Annotated in this window: 18 protein-coding genes; 14 read left to right on the top strand and 4 right to left on the bottom strand. The window is 64.4% G+C overall.

Annotated features, from left to right (window positions below; translation table 11 throughout):
• Positions 1 to 13 precede the first annotated feature (13 nt).
• From V6765_RS14355 to V6765_RS14340, 4 genes are read left to right on the top strand one after another with little or no spacing between them, the layout of a single operon-like run.
• Positions 14 to 1,030 (top strand): NAD(P)H-quinone oxidoreductase, encoded by a 1,017-nt coding sequence (locus tag V6765_RS14355; RefSeq protein WP_448429911.1) that lies wholly within the window; start codon positions 14 to 16, stop codon positions 1,028 to 1,030.
• Positions 1,030 to 1,503: a MaoC family dehydratase gene (locus tag V6765_RS14350; RefSeq protein WP_448429909.1), complete on the top strand. Its 474-nt coding sequence runs from the start codon at positions 1,030 to 1,032 to the stop codon at positions 1,501 to 1,503. The genes V6765_RS14355 and V6765_RS14350 overlap by 1 nt, the downstream gene beginning before the upstream one ends.
• A complete protein-coding gene (locus V6765_RS14345) occupies positions 1,500 to 3,014 on the top strand; it encodes an AMP-binding protein (protein ID WP_448429907.1) in 1,515 nt (504 codons plus the stop codon). Before V6765_RS14350 ends, V6765_RS14345 begins: the two co-directional genes overlap by 4 nt.
• Positions 3,011 to 3,766 carry an SDR family NAD(P)-dependent oxidoreductase gene (locus tag V6765_RS14340; protein ID WP_448429905.1) on the top strand — a complete coding sequence of 252 codons (756 nt, stop codon included), beginning with the start codon at positions 3,011 to 3,013 and terminating at the stop codon, positions 3,764 to 3,766. The genes V6765_RS14345 and V6765_RS14340 overlap by 4 nt, the downstream gene beginning before the upstream one ends.
• 121 nt (positions 3,767 to 3,887) lie before the next feature.
• Here the strand turns inward: V6765_RS14340 and V6765_RS14335 are convergent, their stop codons facing one another.
• On the bottom strand, positions 3,888 to 5,378 hold the full coding sequence (locus tag V6765_RS14335) for a M81 family metallopeptidase (RefSeq protein ID WP_448430904.1): 1,491 nt from the start codon (positions 5,376 to 5,378) through the stop codon (positions 3,888 to 3,890).
• Between the two features lie 28 nt (positions 5,379 to 5,406).
• The gene (locus V6765_RS14330) at positions 5,407 to 5,883 is read right to left on the bottom strand and encodes a hypothetical protein (protein WP_448429903.1); all 477 of its coding nucleotides are present in this window, start codon (positions 5,881 to 5,883) and stop codon (positions 5,407 to 5,409) included.
• Between the two features lie 249 nt (positions 5,884 to 6,132).
• Between V6765_RS14330 and V6765_RS14325 the strand changes: the two genes are divergently transcribed.
• The 5 genes from V6765_RS14325 to V6765_RS14305 all read left to right on the top strand — a co-directional run bounded on the left by V6765_RS14325 (position 6,133) and on the right by V6765_RS14305 (position 12,480).
• Complete coding sequence (locus V6765_RS14325; protein WP_448429901.1) at positions 6,133 to 6,996, top strand: MurR/RpiR family transcriptional regulator; 864 nt, start codon at positions 6,133 to 6,135, stop codon at positions 6,994 to 6,996.
• 43 nt (positions 6,997 to 7,039) lie between these two features.
• Positions 7,040 to 8,971, top strand: coding sequence for a beta-N-acetylhexosaminidase (locus V6765_RS14320; protein WP_448429899.1), 1,932 nt, complete (start codon positions 7,040 to 7,042; stop codon positions 8,969 to 8,971).
• An 8-nt stretch (positions 8,972 to 8,979) separates the two neighbouring features.
• A complete protein-coding gene (locus V6765_RS14315) occupies positions 8,980 to 10,437 on the top strand; it encodes a M81 family metallopeptidase (RefSeq protein WP_448429897.1) in 1,458 nt (485 codons plus the stop codon).
• Between the two features lie 142 nt (positions 10,438 to 10,579).
• On the top strand, positions 10,580 to 11,773 hold the full coding sequence (locus V6765_RS14310) for an MFS transporter (RefSeq protein ID WP_448429895.1): 1,194 nt from the start codon (positions 10,580 to 10,582) through the stop codon (positions 11,771 to 11,773).
• Positions 11,770 to 12,480 (top strand): copper homeostasis protein CutC, encoded by a 711-nt coding sequence (locus V6765_RS14305; protein ID WP_448429893.1) that lies wholly within the window; start codon positions 11,770 to 11,772, stop codon positions 12,478 to 12,480. The genes V6765_RS14310 and V6765_RS14305 overlap by 4 nt, the downstream gene beginning before the upstream one ends.
• A gap of 36 nt (positions 12,481 to 12,516) precedes the next feature.
• On the opposite strand, the gene V6765_RS14300 is transcribed toward V6765_RS14305, so the two are convergent.
• Both V6765_RS14300 and V6765_RS14295 read right to left on the bottom strand, forming a co-directional pair.
• Positions 12,517 to 13,563 carry an alanine racemase gene (locus V6765_RS14300; RefSeq protein ID WP_448429891.1) on the bottom strand — a complete coding sequence of 349 codons (1,047 nt, stop codon included), beginning with the start codon at positions 13,561 to 13,563 and terminating at the stop codon, positions 12,517 to 12,519.
• A gap of 39 nt (positions 13,564 to 13,602) precedes the next feature.
• Positions 13,603 to 14,397: an SDR family oxidoreductase gene (locus V6765_RS14295; RefSeq protein ID WP_448429889.1), complete on the bottom strand. Its 795-nt coding sequence runs from the start codon at positions 14,395 to 14,397 to the stop codon at positions 13,603 to 13,605.
• Positions 14,398 to 14,588: 191 nt separating this feature from the next.
• Here V6765_RS14295 and V6765_RS14290 point away from each other — a divergent pair, with 191 nt between their 5' ends.
• The 5 genes from V6765_RS14290 to V6765_RS14270 all read left to right on the top strand — a co-directional run.
• On the top strand, positions 14,589 to 14,975 hold the full coding sequence (locus V6765_RS14290) for a RidA family protein (protein ID WP_448429887.1): 387 nt from the start codon (positions 14,589 to 14,591) through the stop codon (positions 14,973 to 14,975).
• Between the two features lie 119 nt (positions 14,976 to 15,094).
• A complete protein-coding gene (locus tag V6765_RS14285; protein WP_448429886.1) occupies positions 15,095 to 16,327 on the top strand; it encodes an MFS transporter in 1,233 nt (410 codons plus the stop codon).
• A gap of 265 nt (positions 16,328 to 16,592) precedes the next feature.
• Entirely contained in the window at positions 16,593 to 19,094 is a 2,502-nt protein-coding gene (locus V6765_RS14280; RefSeq protein WP_448430901.1) for an ATP-binding protein, read from the top strand.
• Positions 19,091 to 19,534 carry a tRNA (adenosine(37)-N6)-threonylcarbamoyltransferase complex ATPase subunit type 1 TsaE gene (tsaE, locus tag V6765_RS14275; RefSeq protein WP_448429884.1) on the top strand — a complete coding sequence of 148 codons (444 nt, stop codon included), beginning with the start codon at positions 19,091 to 19,093 and terminating at the stop codon, positions 19,532 to 19,534. Before V6765_RS14280 ends, tsaE begins: the two co-directional genes overlap by 4 nt.
• Positions 19,535 to 19,711: 177 nt before the next feature.
• The coding region (locus V6765_RS14270; protein ID WP_448429882.1) for a transposase family protein at positions 19,712 to 19,930 on the top strand (219 nt) is incomplete at its 3' end.

The raw sequence follows: 19,930 nt of genomic DNA, 5'->3' as shown, positions 1-19,930 counted from the left end.
GGGAGGAGTAGCCATGCGGCTTGTGGAAATTCAGGGCGCCGGGGGACCGGAGGTGCTCGCGATTATTGACGGGGCGACCCCCGAACCGAAGCCCGGCGAGGTGCTGATCCGGGTGATCGCCGCCGGCGTCAACCGGCCGGACGTCCAGCAGCGGCGCGGCCTCTATCCGCCGCCGCCGGAGGCCTCGCCGATCCCGGGGCTCGATGTCGCGGGCGAAATCGCCGCGATCGGCGAGGGTGTCACCGGATTCAGCATAGGCGATCCGGTGTGCGCGCTCGTCAATGGCGGCGGCTATGCCGAGTTCTGCACTGTGCCGGCATTGCAGTGCATGAAGGTGCCGCGCGGCCTCACCTTTATCGAGGCCGCCTCGCTGCCGGAGGTCTATTTCACCGCCTGGAACAACGTCATCTGGCTGGCGCGTTTGGCCGAAGGCGAGAGCCTGCTGGTGCAGGGCGGCACCAGCGGCGTCGGCATGGCGGCGATCCAGATCGCCCGCAAGCTCCGCAATGCCAATGTGTTCGCCACCGCCGGCAGCGAGGAGAAGCTTGCCGTGTGCCGCGAAATCGGCGCGCAGCATGCGGTCAACTATCGCGGCGACTGGGCGGCAGAGCTTCGCGCGCTGACCGACGGTTTCGACGTCATCCTCGATGCCCAGGCGGGACCTTACACGCAGAAGCAACTCGATCTTCTGAGGCCCGACGGCCGGCTGGTGTTCATCGCCAGCCACCAGGGCGAAACGGCGGAGGTCAATATCCGCGCGATCGTGCGCCGGCGGCTGACGCTGACCGGCTCGACGCTGCGCCCCCGGCCCGCTGCCTACAAGGGCCGGATCGCCGCCGAGCTTGTGCGCGAGGTCTGGCCGCTACTGGAAAGCGGCGAAATCCGCACCCGAATCCACAAGGTCTTCGCCTTTGCCGATGTCCGCGCCGCCCATCAACTGATGGACAGCAACGAACAGATCGGCAAGGTGGTGCTCGCTGTTGACGAGGCGCGTGCCGGAATGGCGCCGCGCGAAAGGGAAGAGAACTGATGCTGACGGTCGAACACGCCCGTGATCTCGCAAACCATGCCGGACAAAGGCTCGGGCATTCCGAATGGGTGGCGGTGACGCAGGACGCGATCTCCGAATTCGCGCGGCTGACCGGCGACGATCACTGGATCCATGTCGATGTCGAACGCGCCGCCCGCGAGATGCCGGGCGGCAGGACCATCGCCCACGGGCTTTACCTCGTCGGCCTGATGCCGCGCCTGCAGCGCGAGATCTACCGGATCGAGCGGCGCGGGCGGGGCCTCAATTACGGCTATGACCGGATGCGCTTCGTCATGCCGGTGCCGGTCGGAAGCCGCATCCGCCTGGCACTGACGCTGGTGGAAGCCGAGGCGCACCCCAAGGGCACGCGGATCGTCAATGACGCGGTGATCGAGCTCGAGGGGTCCGAACGCCCGGCGATCGTCGCGCGCCATATCCTGCTGATCGAAGACGCGGCGGGAGACGGCGCATGAGCGCGGAAGGCGGCCTGATCGCGGCCATTCTCGCTCATGCCGAGATCCGGCCGGGGGACACGGCGCTTCTCTGCAATGGCGAGAGCGCAAGCTGGGGGCAATTGCGCGACGAGGTGCTTTCGACCGCCGGTGTGCTTTCGGCGCATTGCGAGGGCAATGTCGGCCGTATCGCGCTTCTGGGCACGGCCGATATCGGGCTCGTCACCGCCTATCTCGCCATCATCGCCGCCGGCGGCTGCGCGGTGCCGCTGCCGGCGTCCGCCCACCCCGATGCGCTTGCCGGCATGCTTGCCGATTGCGATCCGGCGCTCGTCTTCGTGCAGGCTGGCCATGACCTGCCGACGGTCTATGCCGGTCGCGTGGTGAAGCTTGACGCCGATGCGGCGGGCGGCGTGCCGGCGGCGTTCCGCAACGAGGCGGCGCCGCTTGCCGCACCCGTCACCGCCGATCCGGATGCGCCGTTCAACATCATCTATTCCTCCGGCACCACCGGGCGCGCCAAGGGCATCGTCCATCCCCACCGCATGCGCTACCGCCAGGCGGCGCGCACGCTGTTCGGGCTCGATGCCGGCTCCACCATGCTGCTCGCCACGCCGATCTATTCCAACACCACGCTGATGCCGATGCTGTCGGCGCTGTTTCACGGCGCCCGCGTGGCGCTGATGCAGAAATTCGACGCCGAACGCTATCTCGATCTCGCCGAAAGCCTCCGCGCCACCCACACAATGCTGGTGCCGGTGCAATACCAGCGCATCCTCGCGGCCGACAGTTTCGGCAAGCGCGATCTCTATGCCTTCAAGGTCAAGCAGTCCACCGGCGCGCCGCTGCCCGCCGCCGCCAAGCGCGCCCTTGTCGACGCCTGGCCGGGCGATTTCTTCGAGGTCTACGGGCTGACGGAGGGCGGTTGCACCGCGATCCTCGATACCGCGCGCTATCCCGACAAGGCCCATACGGTCGGCAAGCCTGCCGCCGGCAACACGATCCGCATCATCGACGACAATGGCAATGACGTGAAACAGGGTGAGCGCGGCGAGATCATCGGCCGCTCGGCGATGATGATGTCCGGCTATTTCCGCAATGACGAGGCCAACCGCGCCTTCTACTGGCGGGACCCGGACGGCACGCTCTATCATCGCACCGGCGATATCGGCATGTTCGACGAGGACGGGTTCCTGGTGCTGCTCGACCGCAAGAAGGACATGATCATCTCCGGCGGCTTCAACATCTACGCCTCGGACCTTGAGGAGAAGCTGCTGGCGCATCCCGGCGTGCTGGAAGCGGCGGTGATCGCGATCCCGAGCGAAAAATGGGGCGAGACGCCGCTCGGTTTTGTCGTGGCGAAGGCGGGGGCGGCGCTCGATCCGGATGCGCTGCGCGACTGGGTCAATGCGCGGCTCGGCCGGATGCAGAAGATTTCCGCCGTCGAAATCCGCGACGCGCTGCCGCGCAACTCCGGCGGCAAGGTGCTGAAGCAGGACCTGAAAAAGCCCTATTGGGAGACGGTTTCATGAGCGACGACATTTTGCCGGTCCGGCCCCGCGTCGCCGTCATCACCGGCGCTTCAGGCGGCATCGGCCGTGCGACGGCTGAACGGCTGGCGGCGCTCGGCGCGTCGATCGTGATCGGCTATCACGGCAATCGCGAAAAGGCCGAGGCGCTGGCTGCCGCGCTGCCGGGCGAGGGGCATTTGCCGCTCCGCATCGCGATCGAGGAGCCGGAGAGCATCGCCGCCGCCGTCGCCGCGGTCGAGACCCGTTTCGGCGCGGTCGATCTGCTGGTCAATAATGGCGGAGCCACCGAGGTGGTGCCTGCAGGTGATCTCGACGGGCTCACCGACGACCTGTTCGACAGGATCACGCGGGTGAACCTGCGCGGCCCCTTCGCCATGGTCCGCGCCTTCCGCCCGCAGCTTTCCCGCGGGCATGACGCGGCGGTGGTCAATGTCTCCTCGATTGCCGCACGCACCGGGATGGGCAGCAATCTCGCCTATTGCGCGGCCAAGGCCGGGCTCGATGCGCTCACCATCGGCCTTGCCAAGGCGCTGGCCCCCGATATCCGCTTGTTTTCGGTCTCGCCCGCTGGCGTCGATACCGGCTTCGTGCCTGGCCGTCCGCGAGAAAAGCTGGAAGCGATGGCGAAAACCCTGCCGCTCCAGCGGATCACCACGCCCGACGACGTCGCCCGCGCCATCATCGCCTGCGCCACGCTGCTCACCAGCTCCACCGGCATCATCGTCCCCGTGGACGAAGGCCGGCATCTCTGAGGCGGCGTTCCGCCGAACCCGGCAGGACACGGCCGCACAGCCCCCAATTCTCTCGCCCCGGACGGGAGAGAGAATATTGGGAGCAAGGTCGGGGACCATAAGCGGGTTGACCGGCCACAAGTCAGCCCAAGCCGACGCCGCGCTCCGCCACATCCAGACCATGTGGATTGTCCACCATCGGCCAGATATCGCGCCGTGCATATTTATAGGCGGTGAGCCTCGGATTATTGGGGTAGGGGGTGCCGGCGGCGCAGTAGATGATCTCGTTGGAAATCCGCGAAAACGCCGCGTGGAAATGATTGGTCGACTTGATGACCAGAATATCCCTTTCCAGCGGATCGATGCCCATCGCGGTAAACAGCGAGGGGTCGTAGCTCTGGGCGCGCACGGTGTTGAGAATGATCTCTATGCCGGCAAGCCGCACCGTCACGGCCGGGCCGAAGGGCACGATGCTGTCGCCGAAGCGCATTTCGGCGTGCAGGTTGATCTTTTCCACCCGCATAATGCCATCGATCGGCGCGCCGGTCCCGGGCGCCGATTTGGCGCCGATGCGCAGCGGGATTTCCGCGCCTTCGCCGGCGGCCATGGCGATGCTGACGGCGACCGGATCCCAGATCGTGCCGACGGCGGTATTGGTTGCCCCCTGGCGCAGCAATTCGGCCAGCACCACCGTGGCGTCGCCCGCCGTGCCGCCGCCGGGATTGTCCCACATATCGGCGATCACCACCGGATGGTTTTTCGATTGCACCGCCTGCCGCACGGCCTGGGTTTCATCGATCTCCGGCATGCGGAAGGTGCCGCGCTTTTCGAACAGCGCCATGCCGAGTTCGCGCGCAAGCCGTTCGCCCTTCTCCCGGTTGCCATCGGTGACCGCGATCATCTTGGTGCCCATTTCCGGCACGTCGCCGGCCATGAAGCCGTGGATCACCGAGAGCGACAGGATTTCCGGATCGGCCTTTTCCAGCGATATCAGCCGATCGACGAAGCCGCGCATAGGATCGCGCGAGGTGGGAAACACGTCGATCATGCAACAGTCGAACACCGACATCACCGGTTTCACCCGGCCTTCCAGCGTATCGAGCGCGATCCGCCACAGATCGCTGGCGCGTTCGACGAAATCTGTATGGGGGAATTCCTTGAAGGCGACGAAGAAATCGGCGGCCGCGACCCTTTTCGCCGTCAGGTGACTGTGCGGATCGAGTTCGGCGCAGACCAGAATGTCCGGTCCGACCATCTCTCTAATACGCGTCAGAAGATCGCCCTCGGGATCCTGATAGCCGGCGGCCACCATCGCGCCGTGCAGGCCGAGCACGACGGCATCGACGGGGAGCGCGGCGCGCAACTGGCCGAGGATTTCGTCGCGCAGGCCCTCATAGGCCTGGCGGTTGACGAGGCCGGCGGGATCGGCCCAGGCGGCGGTGCCCTCGATCAGCTCGAAATTGCGCTCGCGGGCAAAGAGGCGGCCGACCGTGACCGGCGCGGTGCAGAGCGTCGGCGTATCGGGGTGCGTTCCGGGCGAAGCATAAAAGGAGGCGATGAAGGCAGAGCGATCGATGCAGATCGGCGAAAACGTGTTCGATTCCGTTGCCAGCGCCGCCGTGAAAATCCGCATCATCCGTTCCCCCTGCCGTCTGTCAGACCTAAAACGGATGCGGCAGGTAGCCGGTAAAGCCGGCGATCTTCCAGCTTCCGTCCTCGCGCCGGCAATAATAAAGCGTCTGCCAGTTCATGCTGTCAAATCCGCCATCGGCGCGTTTGATGCCGCCGTCGAATTTCTTGCGCACCAGCGCGCTGTCGCCGGAAATTTCGATCTCCTCCAGCCTTGTCGCGTTGAAGATCGCGCTGCGCGGATCGTCGGCATATTGCCCCTTGGCGAAATCCTGCGCCTGGCGCAGCCACTCATCGCGGTAGTGATCGAGATCGGGAAAGCCGAGCCGCCAGTCATCCGGATTGCGCTGCCGCCCGGCATCGAGCGCGAAAAAGCCGACCGAGACGAAGTCATCGGCGACCATCGACCAGTCGGCGGCAAGAAAGGCGTCGATATCGCGCGGCACCAGCATCTCCCAGATCGCGCGTCGGTCCTGATCGGAGAAGGGGTTGGCGAAGGGATCACGCATTTTGGGCCGTCTATCTAAATTTTTTTCGTGAATGGGGATTTTCTCTAGCCAGAATTCCGTTTTTATGGTGCCATGTCAACGAATAAAGAAAATAATTTGCATAGAGCATCGGGCAAAAAAGTGGAATCCGGTTTTTCGATAACCCGATGCGTCAAAACAAAGAGCCCGACCTTTCTGAATCTTTCCGATAAGCTGATTGAAGATTCAGGAACGGCGCCCGGCGCCGGCACAGGGAGAGTGTCGCAGGATATGGATATTTTCGCGGTTCTACAGGAAGAGCAGGATCAGTTTTCGCAGGCCGAAAAGCGCATCTGCGATATCCTGCTCAATGATTTCGATTTCGCGGTCAACGCCTCGATCGTGGAGCTTGCCGAGCGCGCCGGCGTTTCCGCGCCGACGGTGACCCGGTTCTGCCGTCGGCTGTCCTGCCAGAACTTCGCCGATTTCAAGGTCCAGCTCGCCAAGACCGCCTATGTCGGCGTGCGCTACCTCAATCCGGAAGCCAGAAGCTCGGGTGCCTCCGAAGTCGCCGCCGATGTCGTCACCAAGGCGCAGAACGCCCTCTTCCTGATGCATCGCGCGCTCGATCTCGACGCGGTCGAAAAGGCATCCGCCATGATCGCCGACGCGCGGATGATCTATGCCTTCGGTGCGGGCGGCAATTCCTCGATGATCGCGTCGGAGTTACAGAACCGGCTGTTCCGGCTCGGCAAGCAGATCACCGCCAGCGCCGACCATTCGATGCAGTTGATGATGACGGCTGCCGCTGATCCGAAAGACATCGTCGTCGGTTCCTCGTTTTCCGGCCGCAACCACGAGCTTGCCCGCACGCTCGAGATCGCGAAACGGGCGGGGCTGAAGACGGTGGCGCTGACCCAGCGCGACAGCATCGTCGCCAAGGCTGCCGATTGCATCATCGGCATCGACCTGCCGGAGGGCGAGAACATCTTCCGCCCGACCTCGACCCGTTTCGCCTATCTGGCGGCAATCGACATTCTCGCCAATCTGGTCGCCTATCGCACCCGCGACCATGCCGCCACAACGCTCCGCAACATCAAAACCCAACTCGTCCTTCACCGCGACAAGGAAGACAGTCAGCTTCTCGGCGACTGATCTTTCTCGCGCGGCAACACCACGCATAAATAATGAGGGGTCCATGACCAACGCCGCGTCCAGTTCCTTATTCCGTCTCGAAAATGCATGGCGTCCGGTTGAGGGCGACCCCACCGGGGCGCTCGATTTCCGTCTCGTCAATCTCTCCGACGCGCCGATTTCCGGGTTTTCGCTCGCCTATACCTCGCTCACCCGGGTGAGCGGCGTCTCGAAGTTCGAAAACGCGATCTTCATGGAGCGCAACGCCAATTACCACGCGTTCAAGGCGCCGGAAGGCCTCGTGCTTCAGCCCGGCGAGAGCTGGTCGTTCTCGGTGGTGGGGCTGACGCGTCCGGCCAAGCACCGCACCGATGGCGCCAAGTCCGCCTTTCTGATCCTTGAGGACGAACGCTACATCGATGTCGCCTGCGATGACCTGATGCTGGCCGGCGGCGTGGCCGAGCGCCCGCGCCCGCTGCTGCCGGAGGGAAAGATCGATGAGCCCTGGTTCATCCTGCCCTGGCCGGCCGCGCTCTCGCTCGACCCGGCCGAAGAGCCGCCGGTTGCGCTTTATCCGGCGGAAGGCAGCGCCCTTGAGGCCGTGAAGTCCGTCGACGGCATGATCGCGCTGTTTTCAAGGCTGTTTGAAAGCGGCCATGTGCCGTTCAGCCTCGCGCCGGTGGAGGGCGGTCAGGCGATCGTCTTCGAGACCGATGCGAGCATGGGAAAAGAATCCTATGCCATCGGCTTCGGCGATACGATCACGATCCGCGCCGCGACCGCCACAGGCCGCCAATACGCGCTGACCGTGCTGGCGCAGATGCTGTCGGCCGCCCGCGAAAAGGGCTCGGCCTTCCGCTTTCCGGCCTCCGGCACGATCGAGGACGCGCCGCGATATGGCTGGCGCGGCACCCATCTCGATGTCTCGCGCCAGTTCTACGAGACCGCCGATCTTCTGCGCCTTCTCGATATCCTCGCCTGGCACCGGATGAACATCTTCCACTGGCACCTTACCGATGACGAAGCCTGGCGGCTCGAGATCCAGGCTTATCCTTCGCTGACGGAAATCGGCGCCACCCGCGCGCCGGGCACGAAAATGCCGCCGCAGCTTGGCAATGGCGCCGAGCCGGTGCGCGGCTTCTATAGCCAGGATGATGTCCGCGCCGTGGTGTCGCACGCGGCCGCGCTCGGCATTGATGTCATCCCGGAAGTCGATATTCCCGGCCATGCGACCGCCGCGCTTGCAGCCCTTCCCGAGCTTACCGACGGGCAGGAGGCGCCGGAGAGCTATCACTCGGTTCAGGGCTTCCCCAACAATGCGCTGAACCCGGCGATCGAGGAGACCTATGTGTTTCTCGGCAAGGTGTTCGACGAGATGGTCGACCTGTTCCCCGCCCGCTACATCCATATCGGCGGCGACGAGGTGGCCGACAATACCTGGCTTGCCTCTCCGCTTGCACGGGCGCTGATGGAAAAGGAAGAGATCGACAGCACGTTCGGCCTGCAGTCCTATTTCATGAAGCGCATCCAGACGATGCTTGCCGAACGCGGCAAGACTCTTGCCGGCTGGGACGAGGTCTCCCATGGCGGCGGGGTCGCGCGCGAGGGCACGCTGCTGATGGCATGGCAGAAGCCCGAAGTCGGCATCGCGCTCGCCAAAGACGGTTACGACGTGGTGATGACGCCGGGCCAGGCCTATTATCTCGACATGGTGCAGGACGAGGCGTTTCAGGAGCCGGGCGCGAGTTGGGCCGGCACCGTGCCGCCCGGGCACAGCTATCATTACGAGGCAGAGGGCGAATTTCCCGAGGAACTGAAGGCCAGGATGCGCGGCGTCCAGTCCTGCATCTGGAGCGAGCATTTCCTGTCGCGCGGCTATTTCAACCATCTGGTCTTTCCGCGCATTTCGGCGGTGGCCGAGGCGGGCTGGACGCCGAAGGCGCGCAAGAACTGGCTGCGGTTTGCAGCCCTTGCCCCCAAAAGCCCGAAACTGTGAGGCGGACAATGACATTCAGGATCGCTGTCGGCGGCATCCACACCGAATGCTCGACCGGCAACCCGGCGCTGATGACGGCGGAGAATTTTCGGGTTCTCGCAGGCGATGCCTTGCCGAAGGCGGATTATTTCAGCTTTCTGCGGGAGGCGGACAATGTCGAAATCCTGCCGCTGCTTCACGCCCGCGCTGTGCCCGGCGGGCCGGTTTCGGCCAAGACCTATCAGACCTTCAAGGCTGATTTCCTAAAGCGGCTTGAGGCAAGCCTGCCGCTCGACGGGCTTTATCTTGCAATGCATGGCGCGATGAATGTCGAGGGCATGGACGATGCCGAGGCCGACTGGATTTCGGCTGCGCGTGAGACCGTCGGGCCGGATTGCCCGATCGCCGTTTCCTATGATCTCCACGGCAATGTCAGCCAGACGATTATCGACCAGATCGACATCTTTGCCGGTTATCGCACCGCGCCGCATATCGATGTGCGCGAAACCATGGTCCGGGCGTTTTCGATGCTGGTGAAATCGCTTGAAACCGGCGTGCGCCCCGGCGTGATCTGGGCCCCGGTGCCGGTGCTTTTGCCGGGCGAACGGACCTCGACCGAGGACGAGCCCGCCGCTTCGCTCTACCGCCAGCTTCCGGCAATTGACACCCGCGACGGCATCTGGGACGCCAATCTGATGGTCGGCTATGTCTGGGCCGACGAGCCACGCGCCACCGCCTGCGCCGTGGTGACGGCAACCGACCGGGCGGCGGCGGAAAAGGCGGCAACCGAAATCGCGCGTTCCTATTGGGATGCCCGCGCCGACTTCGCCTTCGGACCCGTCACCGGCCCGCTGGAAGAGATGCTGGAGATCGCCGAGAGGGCGGACACGAAACCCGTCATCCTGGCCGATTCCGGCGACAATCCCACGGGCGGTGGGGTCGGCGACCGCGCCGACGTTCTTGTCGCGCTGATCGCGCGCGGCTTCGACGATGCCCTGATTGCCGGCATCGCCGACCGGCCTGCGGTGGAGGATTGTTTCGCGGCCGGCAAGGGTGCGGTGCTCGACCTTTTCATCGGCGGCACGCTCGATGACAGAAGTCCCTCGGCGACCGCCACGGCCCGCGTCATCCGCCTCGATGATCCCGCGGGACCCGACGAGCGGCAGGCCGTGGTCGAGACCGGGGGCATCACCATCGTGTTGTCGGCGCGCAGGCGTCCCTACCACAACATCGCGGATTTCACCCGGCTTGGCCTTGATCCCAAAGCCTTCCGGCTGCTGGTGGTGAAGTCCGGCTATCTCTCGCCCGAACTCGCGCCGATCGCCAGCCCGAACCTGATGGCGCTCACCGATGGCGCGGTCAACCAGGATATCGAGGCCCTGCCCAACCAGAGGCGGCGCGGGCCGTGCTACCCGTTCCAGCGCGATTTCGCCTATGCGCCCGAGCCGCGCTCCTCGAAGCGGTGGAGCGGCACATCACAAGGATGAATGAGCCATGGGCGTCGCGGCGCTGAGAAGAGATCGGCGCTGCCCGCCGGCAACAGCGAGAGAGGCTTTCGCGACGGCGCGATTGCGGATACTGCGCTGGTCGCGATCTTCTGAAAACGCCCCTCGTCCGACGGCCTGACCCATGTCCAACACAGTCTCGCTTATCCTGAAAAACCCGGCGATCCGCATATCGGCGGCGGGGGTTTTCTGTTTCGGCTTCGCGGGCGCTGCAACCTCGCCCTATCTCTCGGTCATCGGCATCCAGGAACTCGGGATGAGCGACCGGGCCTATGCGTTGGTGATGGCGGCGGGGGCGCTGGTTTCGGTGGCGGCAAGCGTACTGATCGGCAACCTCACCGACCGGCTCGGCAGTTACCGGCTGATGCTGGCGCTTTGCGCCCTTTCGGGTTTCGTCGGCTTCACCGGCGTCTACCTTCTGCCGTCGATCGGCAGCTTCGCGCTGGCGAAGGTGGCGTTCATCCCGCTGTTCACGGCGCTTTATCCGCTGCTCTTCGCCAATGTCCGCACCGAAACGGCAAGCCTGCCCTCGGCGGAGGTGGCGTCGGTCAATTCCGGCATCAGGGCGGTCTTGTCGCTCTCGTGGGTGCTGGTGCCGGGCGTGGTCGGCGTCGCGCTCGCTGAAAACAGCAATATGTTGTCCGCCTTTCTGTTTGCCGGTCTGGCTTCGCTCGCCTGCCTCGCGCTGTTCGTTTTCGGCATGGCGAAACCGGACGAGGCACTGCGAGTGCGGCCGGCGGAATCCTTCTTCAGGGCGTTCGCGGCGTTTTCGCAGCGCGGGCTGTGGCTGCGCCTACTGGCGATCACCCTGATCACGGCCATGCTGCATATGAACGCCGCAGTGCTGCCGCTGATCGTGACCGGTCAGGCCGGCGGCGCGGTTGCCGATGTCGGCGTGCTGGTCGGCATCGTCGCCGGTCTCGAGATCGTGTTCATCATCGGCTGGGGCTATGCGGAACGATACGTGTCGCAGCTTGCGATCTTCGTCGTCGGCACGGTGATCTATGCGCTCTACCTGTTCCTGCTCGGCAATATCACGGCGGTCTGGCAGGCCTATGCGCTGACCGGGATCGCCGGCCTCGGGGCGGCCGCGATCATCTCGATCCCGGTGACCTATCTGCAGAACCTGATTGCCAACAAGGCCGGACTCGGTGCCTCGCTGATATCCGTCAACATGTTCGCGAGCGCCGGCATCGCGGCCGCGCAATTCGCGATCGGCACCAAGGTGACCGGCTATGCGGGAACCGCTATCTTGTCCGCCGCCGCCGGGTTCGCCGGCGCGCTGCTGGTGTTTTCTCTCGACCGGAGACGCTCATGACCCCAATCCTTGAAATCTGCGTTGGCGATATCGGCGGGTTTGATACGGCGGTGGCAGCCGGCGCAGACCGGATCGAATTATGCGCGGCACTCGACCAGGGCGGGTTGACGCCGTCCGCAGGGCTGATCGAGCTTGCCGCTGCCGCGCCGGTGCCCGTTCATGTGCTGATCCGCCCGCGCGCCGGCGGCTTCGTCTATTCGGCGCGGGAGTTCGAAACCATGCTGCGCGATATCGCCTTTTGCCGGGCGGCGGGTGTTGCCGGCGTGGTGATCGGCGCGCTCGACCGCAATCACGATCTCGACGCGGACGGGCTTGCGACCCTCATCGCGGCGGCCCAGGGCATGGATATCACCCTCCACCGCGCCTTTGACCTGACCCGCGATCCTTTTGCGGCGCTTGAGAGGGCGATAAGCCTCGGCATTCCGCGCATACTCACATCCGGGCAGGAACAGCGTGCCAGTGAAGGCCGCGATCTGATCATCGAACTGGCGGAGGCTGGGAAGGGCCGTATCGCGCTGATGCCGGGCGGCGGGCTCAACCCCGAAAACGCCCATCTGTTTCTGGCGATCCCGGGCGTCAGCGAACTGCATGCCTCCTGCACGATGCGCCATCAGGCCGAAGGGTTGAAGCTGCAGGGGTTCGAGAGCGCCGCCCCCGGCCGCACCGATGCCGCGGCGATCCGGGCGATGAAAGCGGCGATGGCCTGAACCCGATGTCTCGGGACCAACGCGACGCTGGTTCCCCTATCGCGTCAGGCCGCGGGCATCCACCGGCCATTCGCTGATCTCGCCATCGGCCTCGACCCAGATCTCGTCATGCAGATTGGTCACCGGGCAGACATGGTTGGGCACGATCCGCAGCCGTTCTCCGATCCGTGGTTTGGCGGCCGAGTTAGACAGGTCGACCATGCCGTGTTCCTCGCTCAGCCGGTCGATCACGGCATCGGGATAGGCACGGATAAGGCCATGGCCGGGACCGCCCTTGCCGGAAGGGTCGCTGGTGAGCGACTTCGACCCGGCATCGATGATCGCGCGGTTTTCCTCCGGGCGGCTCACCACGGTGGCGATCACATCAAAGGCGCAATCGGCAAGGCTTGCATGGCCGGCGCCGATCATCATCCTGTCGTTGTAGATATAGGTGCCGACGCGGAGCTCATCGATCACGCCGAGTTCATGGACGCTGAAGGCATCCGGCGTGCCGCCGCCCGAGACCATCGGAATGGCGATGCCGGCGTCATCGAAGGCGGCGCGGGCGGCGTTGACGAAGGCGACGGTATTTTCGTTCGCCGGATAGGTCATCAGCCCGGCAAAGGCCAGATGCGGCGTATCGGTGATCTTGCGGGCGAGTGCCAGCGCGTCCTCGACCCGAACCACGCCTGTGCGTTTCGCGCCGCTGTCGAATTCGACGAGAACGCCGATGTCCCGCTTGGCGAGCGCGGCGGCCTCGGCGGCGGTGGCGAGCGCTTGCTCGCTATCGATCGCGACCGTCACTTTCGCCCGCGCGGCAAGGGCCGCGAGACGCTTCGCCTTGCCGATCAGCGGATAGGAAATCAGGATGTCGTTGATCCCTGCATCGGCCATCACCTCGGCCTCGCCGAGCTTCTGGCAGGTGATGCCGTGCGCCCTGAGCGCGAGCTGGCGTTTCGCCATGGCGATGCTCTTGTGGGTCTTGATATGCGGCCTGAGCCTGATGCCGTGGCGATCGCAATAATCCTGCATCCGCTTCAGATTGGCATCGACAATGGCCAGATTGACGAGCGGGGCGGGGGTTTCGAGGTCTTCAAACGTCACATTATTTCCTTTCGGCGCGGCGCGCTCATGCGGATCGCCTCAGCGATCTTCCAGCGTCAGTTCGCGCGCCATTTGCAGATTGCCGGCCATCAGTCCGCCATCGACCGGCAGCGTCACGCCGGAGATGAAGCCGGCATCGTCGGAGGCAAGGAAGGTCACCGCCTTGGCGATATCGACGGGCTTGGCGACGCGGCCAAGCGGATACCATTTTGTCAGCCCGTCCAGCACGTCGGGCTTTTTCGCGATCCGCGCATCCCAGGCCGGCGTCTGCACCGTGCCAGGGCAGATGATGTTGGCGCGGATATTGTGCGCGCCATACTCGGTCGCCATGGTCCGCGTCAGGCTTTCAAGTCCTGCCTTTGCGGCGCTGTAGGCAGGCTGGCCGAGGGTGGTGAGCCCGTTGACCGAGCCGATCACCACGATCGCGCCGCGGCTGGCCGCCTTCATGCCGTCGATCACCGCGCGCACGGTGTTGAATGTGCCGGCGAGATTGTCGGCGACATCCTGGCGGAAACCTTCCGGCGTGGTCTTGTCGAGCGTGGGCGAGGTGCCGCCGACAAAGGCGTTGGCGACGATGATATCGACCGGACCCAGTGCGCCGCTTGCCGTATCGACGGCAGCCTTGAAGGCCTCGTAGTCGGTGATGCTGGCCGCCGCGCCCGCGACGGCGTGTCCCTCGGCTTTGAGGGATGCGACCGCCTCATTCACCTTGTCGGCGCGAATATCGCTGATGATGACGGCGGCGCCCTCGGTCAGAAAATCCTGCACCACCGCCGCGCCGACACCGCCGACGCCGCCGGTGACGAGCGCCACCCGCCCTTCAAGTCGTTTCATGCGGTCTCTCCATCCGGTTCGGTTTGATTTACCGATGCATAGCCGATGGATCGGGATCGGGAAAGCCTTCGTTGGAGAAGCAGGCCGCAGCCCTGCTACGATGCCTTGGCGCGTTGCGCGAAGCGGTTTTTCTGTGGCAGGTGTGCTGGAGAATGACGGTCCATTTTGCCAAACCGAAGAAAGGCCTTTCCATGAGCAAGATCGAGTATTTTCACGCCGAAGGCGGCGCGTCCAATCCCGCACCCCTGAGCCCTGCCGTCCGGGCCGGCGATTTCGTTTACGTGTCCGGCCAGGTGCCGACCCTTGCCGATGGCTCGGTGGTCGCCCATGACGTCGAGACCCAGACCGCGCAGGTGATGCGCAATATCGAGGAGGCGCTGAAGCTCGCCGGCTGCGAACTCTCCGATATCTGCAAGACCACGGTGTGGCTGCACGACGCCCGCGACTTCGCCCGGTTCAACAAGGCCTATTCGGCGTTTTTCGAACAGGGCAAATTCCCCGCCCGCTCGACCACAGAGGCGCGGCTGATGATCAATATCCTGGTCGAGATCGAGGCGGTGGCCTACAAGCCACAATAATGGAGGTGGCACGGGAGGCCCGATACATCACTGAAACCTTGGTTATCCTTCAAATCTATTCACTGTTCTTATGGCGGAAACGCTGCTAGATCGGAATTTTTGGAGGGTTTGAGGGACAGATGCGCGGGCAATCGGAAACCACCCAGAACATGACCACCATCATGGTCGCCGGCGGGCTCGTGCTGGCGCTCTCCTTCGGGGTGCGCTCGGTGCTCGGCGGGGTGATCGAGCCGCTGTCCAACGATCTGTTCGGCGGGCGGCTGGAGATCTTCTCGATCTCGCTTGCGATCCAGAACCTGGTGTGGGGGCTTGCCCAGCCCTTTTTCGGCATGCTCGCCGACAAATATGGCGACCGGCGCGCGATGTGGCTCGGCTTCGCCTTCTATGTGCTCGGCATGGGCATTTCGATCATCGGCACCACGCCCTTTGCCCAGCATATGGGCGCGGGCGTGCTGGTGGGCATGGGCATTTCCGGCACGGCCTTCGGGACAGTGCTTGCCGTCGTCGGCCGCGCCGCGCCGCCGGAAAAGCGCGGCTTCTATCTCGGCATCGCCTCTGCCTCCGGCTCGGCCGGGCAGGCGATCCTGCCGTTTCTGGTCGCCTTCCTGATCGCCCATTTCGACTGGCGCATGACGATGGCGATCCTGGCGGCGCTTCTGCTGCCGATGGCGTTCGCGATCCCCTTCCTCAAGGTGAAGCAGGCACCCGGCACAAGCGCGCCGCCGCCGATCGATCTGCCGCAGACCCTCAGGCAGGCCTTTGGCCACACCAGCTTCCTGATGCTGGGGCTCGGCTTCTTCGTCTGCGGCTTTCACCTTGCTTTCATCACCGCCCACCTGCCGACCTATGTGCAGAATTTCTGCGCCGGCACCGGCATGTCGCCTTCGCAATTGCGCGGGCTCGGACTGCAGGCGCTGGCGCTGGCGGGCTTCGGCAACATCTTCGGCACGCTGCTTGCCTCCAAACTCGGCAATATCTTTGCCAAGCCGCATGTGCTGGCGGCGATCTATGCCGCAAGGGCCGCTGTCATCCTGGTCTTCATCTGGCTGCCGTTGACGCCCGCCTCGGTGCTGATCTTCGGCATGCTCATGGGCGGGCTGTGGCTTTCCACCGTGCCGCTCACCAGCGGGCTGATCGTGGTGATGTTCGGCCCGCGCGCCATGGGCACGCTGTTCGGCTTCGTGTTCCTGAGCCACCAGATTGGCGGCTTCACCGGCGTGTGGCTCGGCGGCGCGTGGTTCGACCGCTACGGCAATTACGACATGATCTGGTATGCCGCGATCGTGCTCGGGCTTGCTTCCGCGCTGGTGCATCTGACGGTGCGCGAACGACCGGCGCCGGCTTTCGCCTGAAGGCTGACGCCACCCCTTTAAGACTTCCGAAAGCATGTCCGCATAATCTGGCAAGACGCCCGCCGGAACGCAGGCGCTTGCTTTATTTCCGCCGGACTCTTTTCGCGGATTCGTCAAGCGTCTATGTTTTGAAGGGGCGCGATTCGGCAATCGGCCGGATCTTCACGAACATGACATGCCTTGGGGCACAACCGTTTCAAAACGGCGCTGCTCCACAATGGCGATTCCGGCCGTAGCGCCGATCGCCGGAATGACGGATGGATTGATGGGCCGGGGCGGCACTTACAATAACAAGCGGCATCGTCGCGTTGGACGGCAGGCATCTCGCCTGCTTCTGGCTGGCACCGCCCTCGCCTTGACAGCGGCCTCCACCTTCGCCGCCGAGACCGCGCCGCCGATGCTTTCCTCGCGCGAGGTCATGGCGCTTGCGACCTTTGGCGGGATACTGGCGGCCACCGTGCTGTCCACGCTGTGGTTCATGCGCCTGCGTGGCCGCACCGAGGCTGAAAACCAACGCCTTGCCGCCGAGCTTGAGGCCGAGCGCGAGCGGATTTCCAATCTCAAGGCGCTGAACGCGGAAAAGAACCGCCGCATCATTTTCTGGGAAGGCCCTGAAAGTGCGCCGGAATTTCTGGGCGCCTTGCCTGACGAGGCGGGAGCCCCGGAAGACGACGACGCCTTCCTTTCCTTCGCCGACTGGCTGTCGCCCGGCAGCACCAAGCAGCTCGATACCGCTATTGCCGCCTTGCGCAATCGCGCCAAGGCCTTCGAAATGCTGGCCGAAACCAAAGGCGGCTATGTGCTGGAAGTGATCGGCGGCACCACCGGCGGGCGCGCCCATGTGCGCTTCGGCGCGCTGGAATCGCTGAGGGCGGAACTCGCCGAACTGAAACTGGAACACAAGCGCGCCAGGGCCGCGCTGTCGCGGTTCGAGACGCTTTTGAACGGCGTCGACGCGCCGGCATGGCAACGCGATGGCGAGGGCCGGCTCACCTGGGTGAACCGCGCCTATGCCGCAGCCGTGGAAGCGACGGACGCCGAGAGCGCGCTCAGCGAAAACCGCATGCTGCTGTCGGCTCCCACGCAGGAAAAACTCGACGGCAAGATCAGGGCCGGCGAGCCCTTCAAGGGCCGTCAGCCCGTGGTGACCGCCGGCGAACGCGCCTTCTATGATCTCACCGAAGTGCCGACCGGCGATGGCTCGGCGGGGCTCGCGATCGACGTCTCCTCCCTGCAGGCGAGCGAGACGGCGTTGGAGCAGACGCTTGAAAGCCATGCCGACACGCTGAACCACCTCAACACCGCTGTTGCGATCTTCGACGCCGACCGGCGGCTGAAATTCTACAATCAGGCCTTCGAGAAACTCTGGAAGCTTGATATGGGCTTTCTCGAAAGCCACCCCGACAATGGCGAACTGTTCGAGCGACTGCGCGCCGACGGCAAGCTGCCGGAGCCGCATCAGTGGCGCGAGTGGAAGGACAAGGCGCTGTCGGTCTATCACTCGGTCGCGCCCTATAACGACCTCTGGTATCTGCCGAGCGGCGAGACGCTCTCCGTCTTCGCCTCCGCCCATCCGCGCGGCGGCACCACCTGGGTGTTCGAAAACCACACCGAGCAGGTGGCGCTCAAGACCCGATACAACACGCTGGTCAAGGTTCAGGGCGAGACCATCGATCATCTGTCCGAAGGGGTCGCGGTGTTCGGTCCGGACGGGCGGCTGAAGCTTTCCAACCCGGCCTTCCTCGGCCTGTGGCGGATCGGCGAGAACGAGGCCGCGCCCGGCACCCATATCCGCGCGCTGATGCAGATCGGCGAAAAGGACGAGGAAGCGGCAAAGGGCTGGCGGCTGTTTGCCCGGATGATCACCTCGTTTGACGACGAGCGGGTCTCGCGCCAGGGCCGGCTGGAACTTTCCTCCGGCGTGGTGCTGGACTATGCCGTGACGCCGCTGCCCAACGCCCAGACCATGCTGACCTTCGTCAACAAGACGGATTCGGTCAATGTCGAGCGCGCGCTGACGGAAAAGAACGACGCGCTGCGCAAGGCGGAGGAACTCAAGAACGCCTTCCTCGAACACGTCTCCCACGAGCTGCGCACGCCGCTGACCTCGATCATGGGCTTCGCCGAGCTGCTGAAATCCTCCGAGATCGGTCCGCTGACGGCGCGGCAGAGCAATTATGTCGATCACATCGCCAATTCCTCCTCGGTGCTGATGACGATCGTCAACGACATGATCGACCTGAAATCCGCCGATGCCGGCATCCTGCAGCTTGAATGCGACCGGATGTCGCTCGACGACCTTATCGATTCGGTCGCCGAGGATATTTCGAGCCGGCTGCAGGAAACCGGGGTGACGCTTGAAATCACCGCGCCGCCGAAGCTCGGCGAGATCACCGCCGATTTCCAGCGGCTGAAACAGGTGCTGCTGAAGATCCTCGGCAATGCCATCCGCTATGCGCCGCGCGGTTCCATCATCGCGCTGTCGTGCTGGCGCGAAAACGCCGATTTCGTCTTCACCGTCACCGATAGCGGCCCCGGCATCAGCGACGATGCGCTCGAAAACGTGTTCTCCCGCTTCGAATCGGGCGGCAGGCAGGCGCAATATGCCGGCGCGGGCCTTGGCCTTGCGATTGTCGAGAGTTTCGTGGGCCTGCATCACGGCAAGATCTTCATCGATTCCGAAGCCGGCGCCGGGACCACCGTCTCCTGCCGGATTCCCGATGCCGTCGGCGAGAAGCGCTCCGCTGACATTATCGCTGCAGAATGAGCAGCTTCTTTCTTCCCGATGAAACAGCCACCATCGCTTTTGCCGGGCGACTCGCGCCGCTTCTGACGGTAGGCGATTGCCTGCTGCTCGACGGCGATCTCGGCATGGGCAAGTCGACCTTCGCCCGCGCGCTGATCCGCGCCCGGACGGGCGTTCGCGACCTCGAAGTCCCGAGCCCGACCTTCACGCTCGTGCAGGTCTATGACGGCGATCCGCCGATCTGGCATTTCGACCTCTACCGGCTTTCCGACCCCGACGAACTGATAGAACTCGGCATCGACGAGGCGCTGGAGGATGGCGTGAGCCTTATAGAGTGGCCTGACCGGGGCGAAGGGCTGTTGCCGAAGGATGCCTTGCGGCTGGCTTTTGCCGAGGAAGGCGCGGGGCGTCGGGTGCGGCTTACGGGCGCGCGGGCCGGGGACCTGGCGGCGGCGCTGTAGGGGCCTCCAACTTCTCCGGCATCGTGTTTTGAGGAAGCGCTGTTTCCCCTCACCCGGCGCATACGCGCCACCCTCTCCCCTCCGGGGCGAGGGCAGGGGAATCGCATATGGGATTTTTTGTTGCATGGTTGCGTGAAAGGGATTCTTTGAGACAGCAGTTTTTTGAAGGAAACTGCTATGTCCTGTCTCGAGGGTTGTTTTGGAGTGGTGCCGGACCCGCGCGGCGCCAATATCAGTCATCGGCTTGGCGATCTGATCGTGATGATGATCGCCGCAAGCCTGTGCGGTGCGAGCTCGGCGACCGAGTTTTCCCTGTTTGCGCAGGAGCGCCGGCAGGCATGGTCTCAGTTGATCGATTACGACGCGGCCCCAAGCCACGACACGTTCTCCCGCCTC

The sequence above is a fragment of the Martelella sp. FOR1707 genome (genome assembly GCF_053484265.1).
The sequence above is the reverse complement of the archived record's forward strand: the minus strand, read 5'-3'. Positions and strand labels throughout refer to the sequence as shown.

Excerpts from the sequence above, each read along its gene's own strand:
- V6765_RS14355 (WP_448429911.1), top strand. The coding sequence starts at position 14 with ATGCGGCTTGTGGAAATTCAGGGCGCCGGGGGACCGGAGGTGCTCGCG.
- V6765_RS14310 (WP_448429895.1), top strand. The coding sequence starts at position 10,580 with ATGTCCAACACAGTCTCGCTTATCCTGAAAAACCCGGCGATCCGCATA.
- V6765_RS14325 (WP_448429901.1), top strand. The coding sequence starts at position 6,133 with ATGGATATTTTCGCGGTTCTACAGGAAGAGCAGGATCAGTTTTCGCAG.
- V6765_RS14320 (WP_448429899.1), top strand. The coding sequence starts at position 7,040 with ATGACCAACGCCGCGTCCAGTTCCTTATTCCGTCTCGAAAATGCATGG.
- tsaE (WP_448429884.1), top strand. The coding sequence starts at position 19,091 with ATGAGCAGCTTCTTTCTTCCCGATGAAACAGCCACCATCGCTTTTGCC.
- V6765_RS14330 (WP_448429903.1), bottom strand. The coding sequence starts at position 5,883 with ATGCGTGATCCCTTCGCCAACCCCTTCTCCGATCAGGACCGACGCGCG.
- V6765_RS14285 (WP_448429886.1), top strand. The coding sequence starts at position 15,095 with ATGCGCGGGCAATCGGAAACCACCCAGAACATGACCACCATCATGGTC.
- V6765_RS14305 (WP_448429893.1), top strand. The coding sequence starts at position 11,770 with ATGACCCCAATCCTTGAAATCTGCGTTGGCGATATCGGCGGGTTTGAT.
- V6765_RS14280 (WP_448430901.1), top strand. The coding sequence starts at position 16,593 with ATGGGCCGGGGCGGCACTTACAATAACAAGCGGCATCGTCGCGTTGGA.
- V6765_RS14315 (WP_448429897.1), top strand. The coding sequence starts at position 8,980 with ATGACATTCAGGATCGCTGTCGGCGGCATCCACACCGAATGCTCGACC.
- V6765_RS14340 (WP_448429905.1), top strand. The coding sequence starts at position 3,011 with ATGAGCGACGACATTTTGCCGGTCCGGCCCCGCGTCGCCGTCATCACC.
- V6765_RS14290 (WP_448429887.1), top strand. The coding sequence starts at position 14,589 with ATGAGCAAGATCGAGTATTTTCACGCCGAAGGCGGCGCGTCCAATCCC.
- V6765_RS14335 (WP_448430904.1), bottom strand. The coding sequence starts at position 5,378 with ATGCGGATTTTCACGGCGGCGCTGGCAACGGAATCGAACACGTTTTCG.
- V6765_RS14350 (WP_448429909.1), top strand. The coding sequence starts at position 1,030 with ATGCTGACGGTCGAACACGCCCGTGATCTCGCAAACCATGCCGGACAA.
- V6765_RS14345 (WP_448429907.1), top strand. The coding sequence starts at position 1,500 with ATGAGCGCGGAAGGCGGCCTGATCGCGGCCATTCTCGCTCATGCCGAG.
- V6765_RS14295 (WP_448429889.1), bottom strand. The coding sequence starts at position 14,397 with ATGAAACGACTTGAAGGGCGGGTGGCGCTCGTCACCGGCGGCGTCGGC.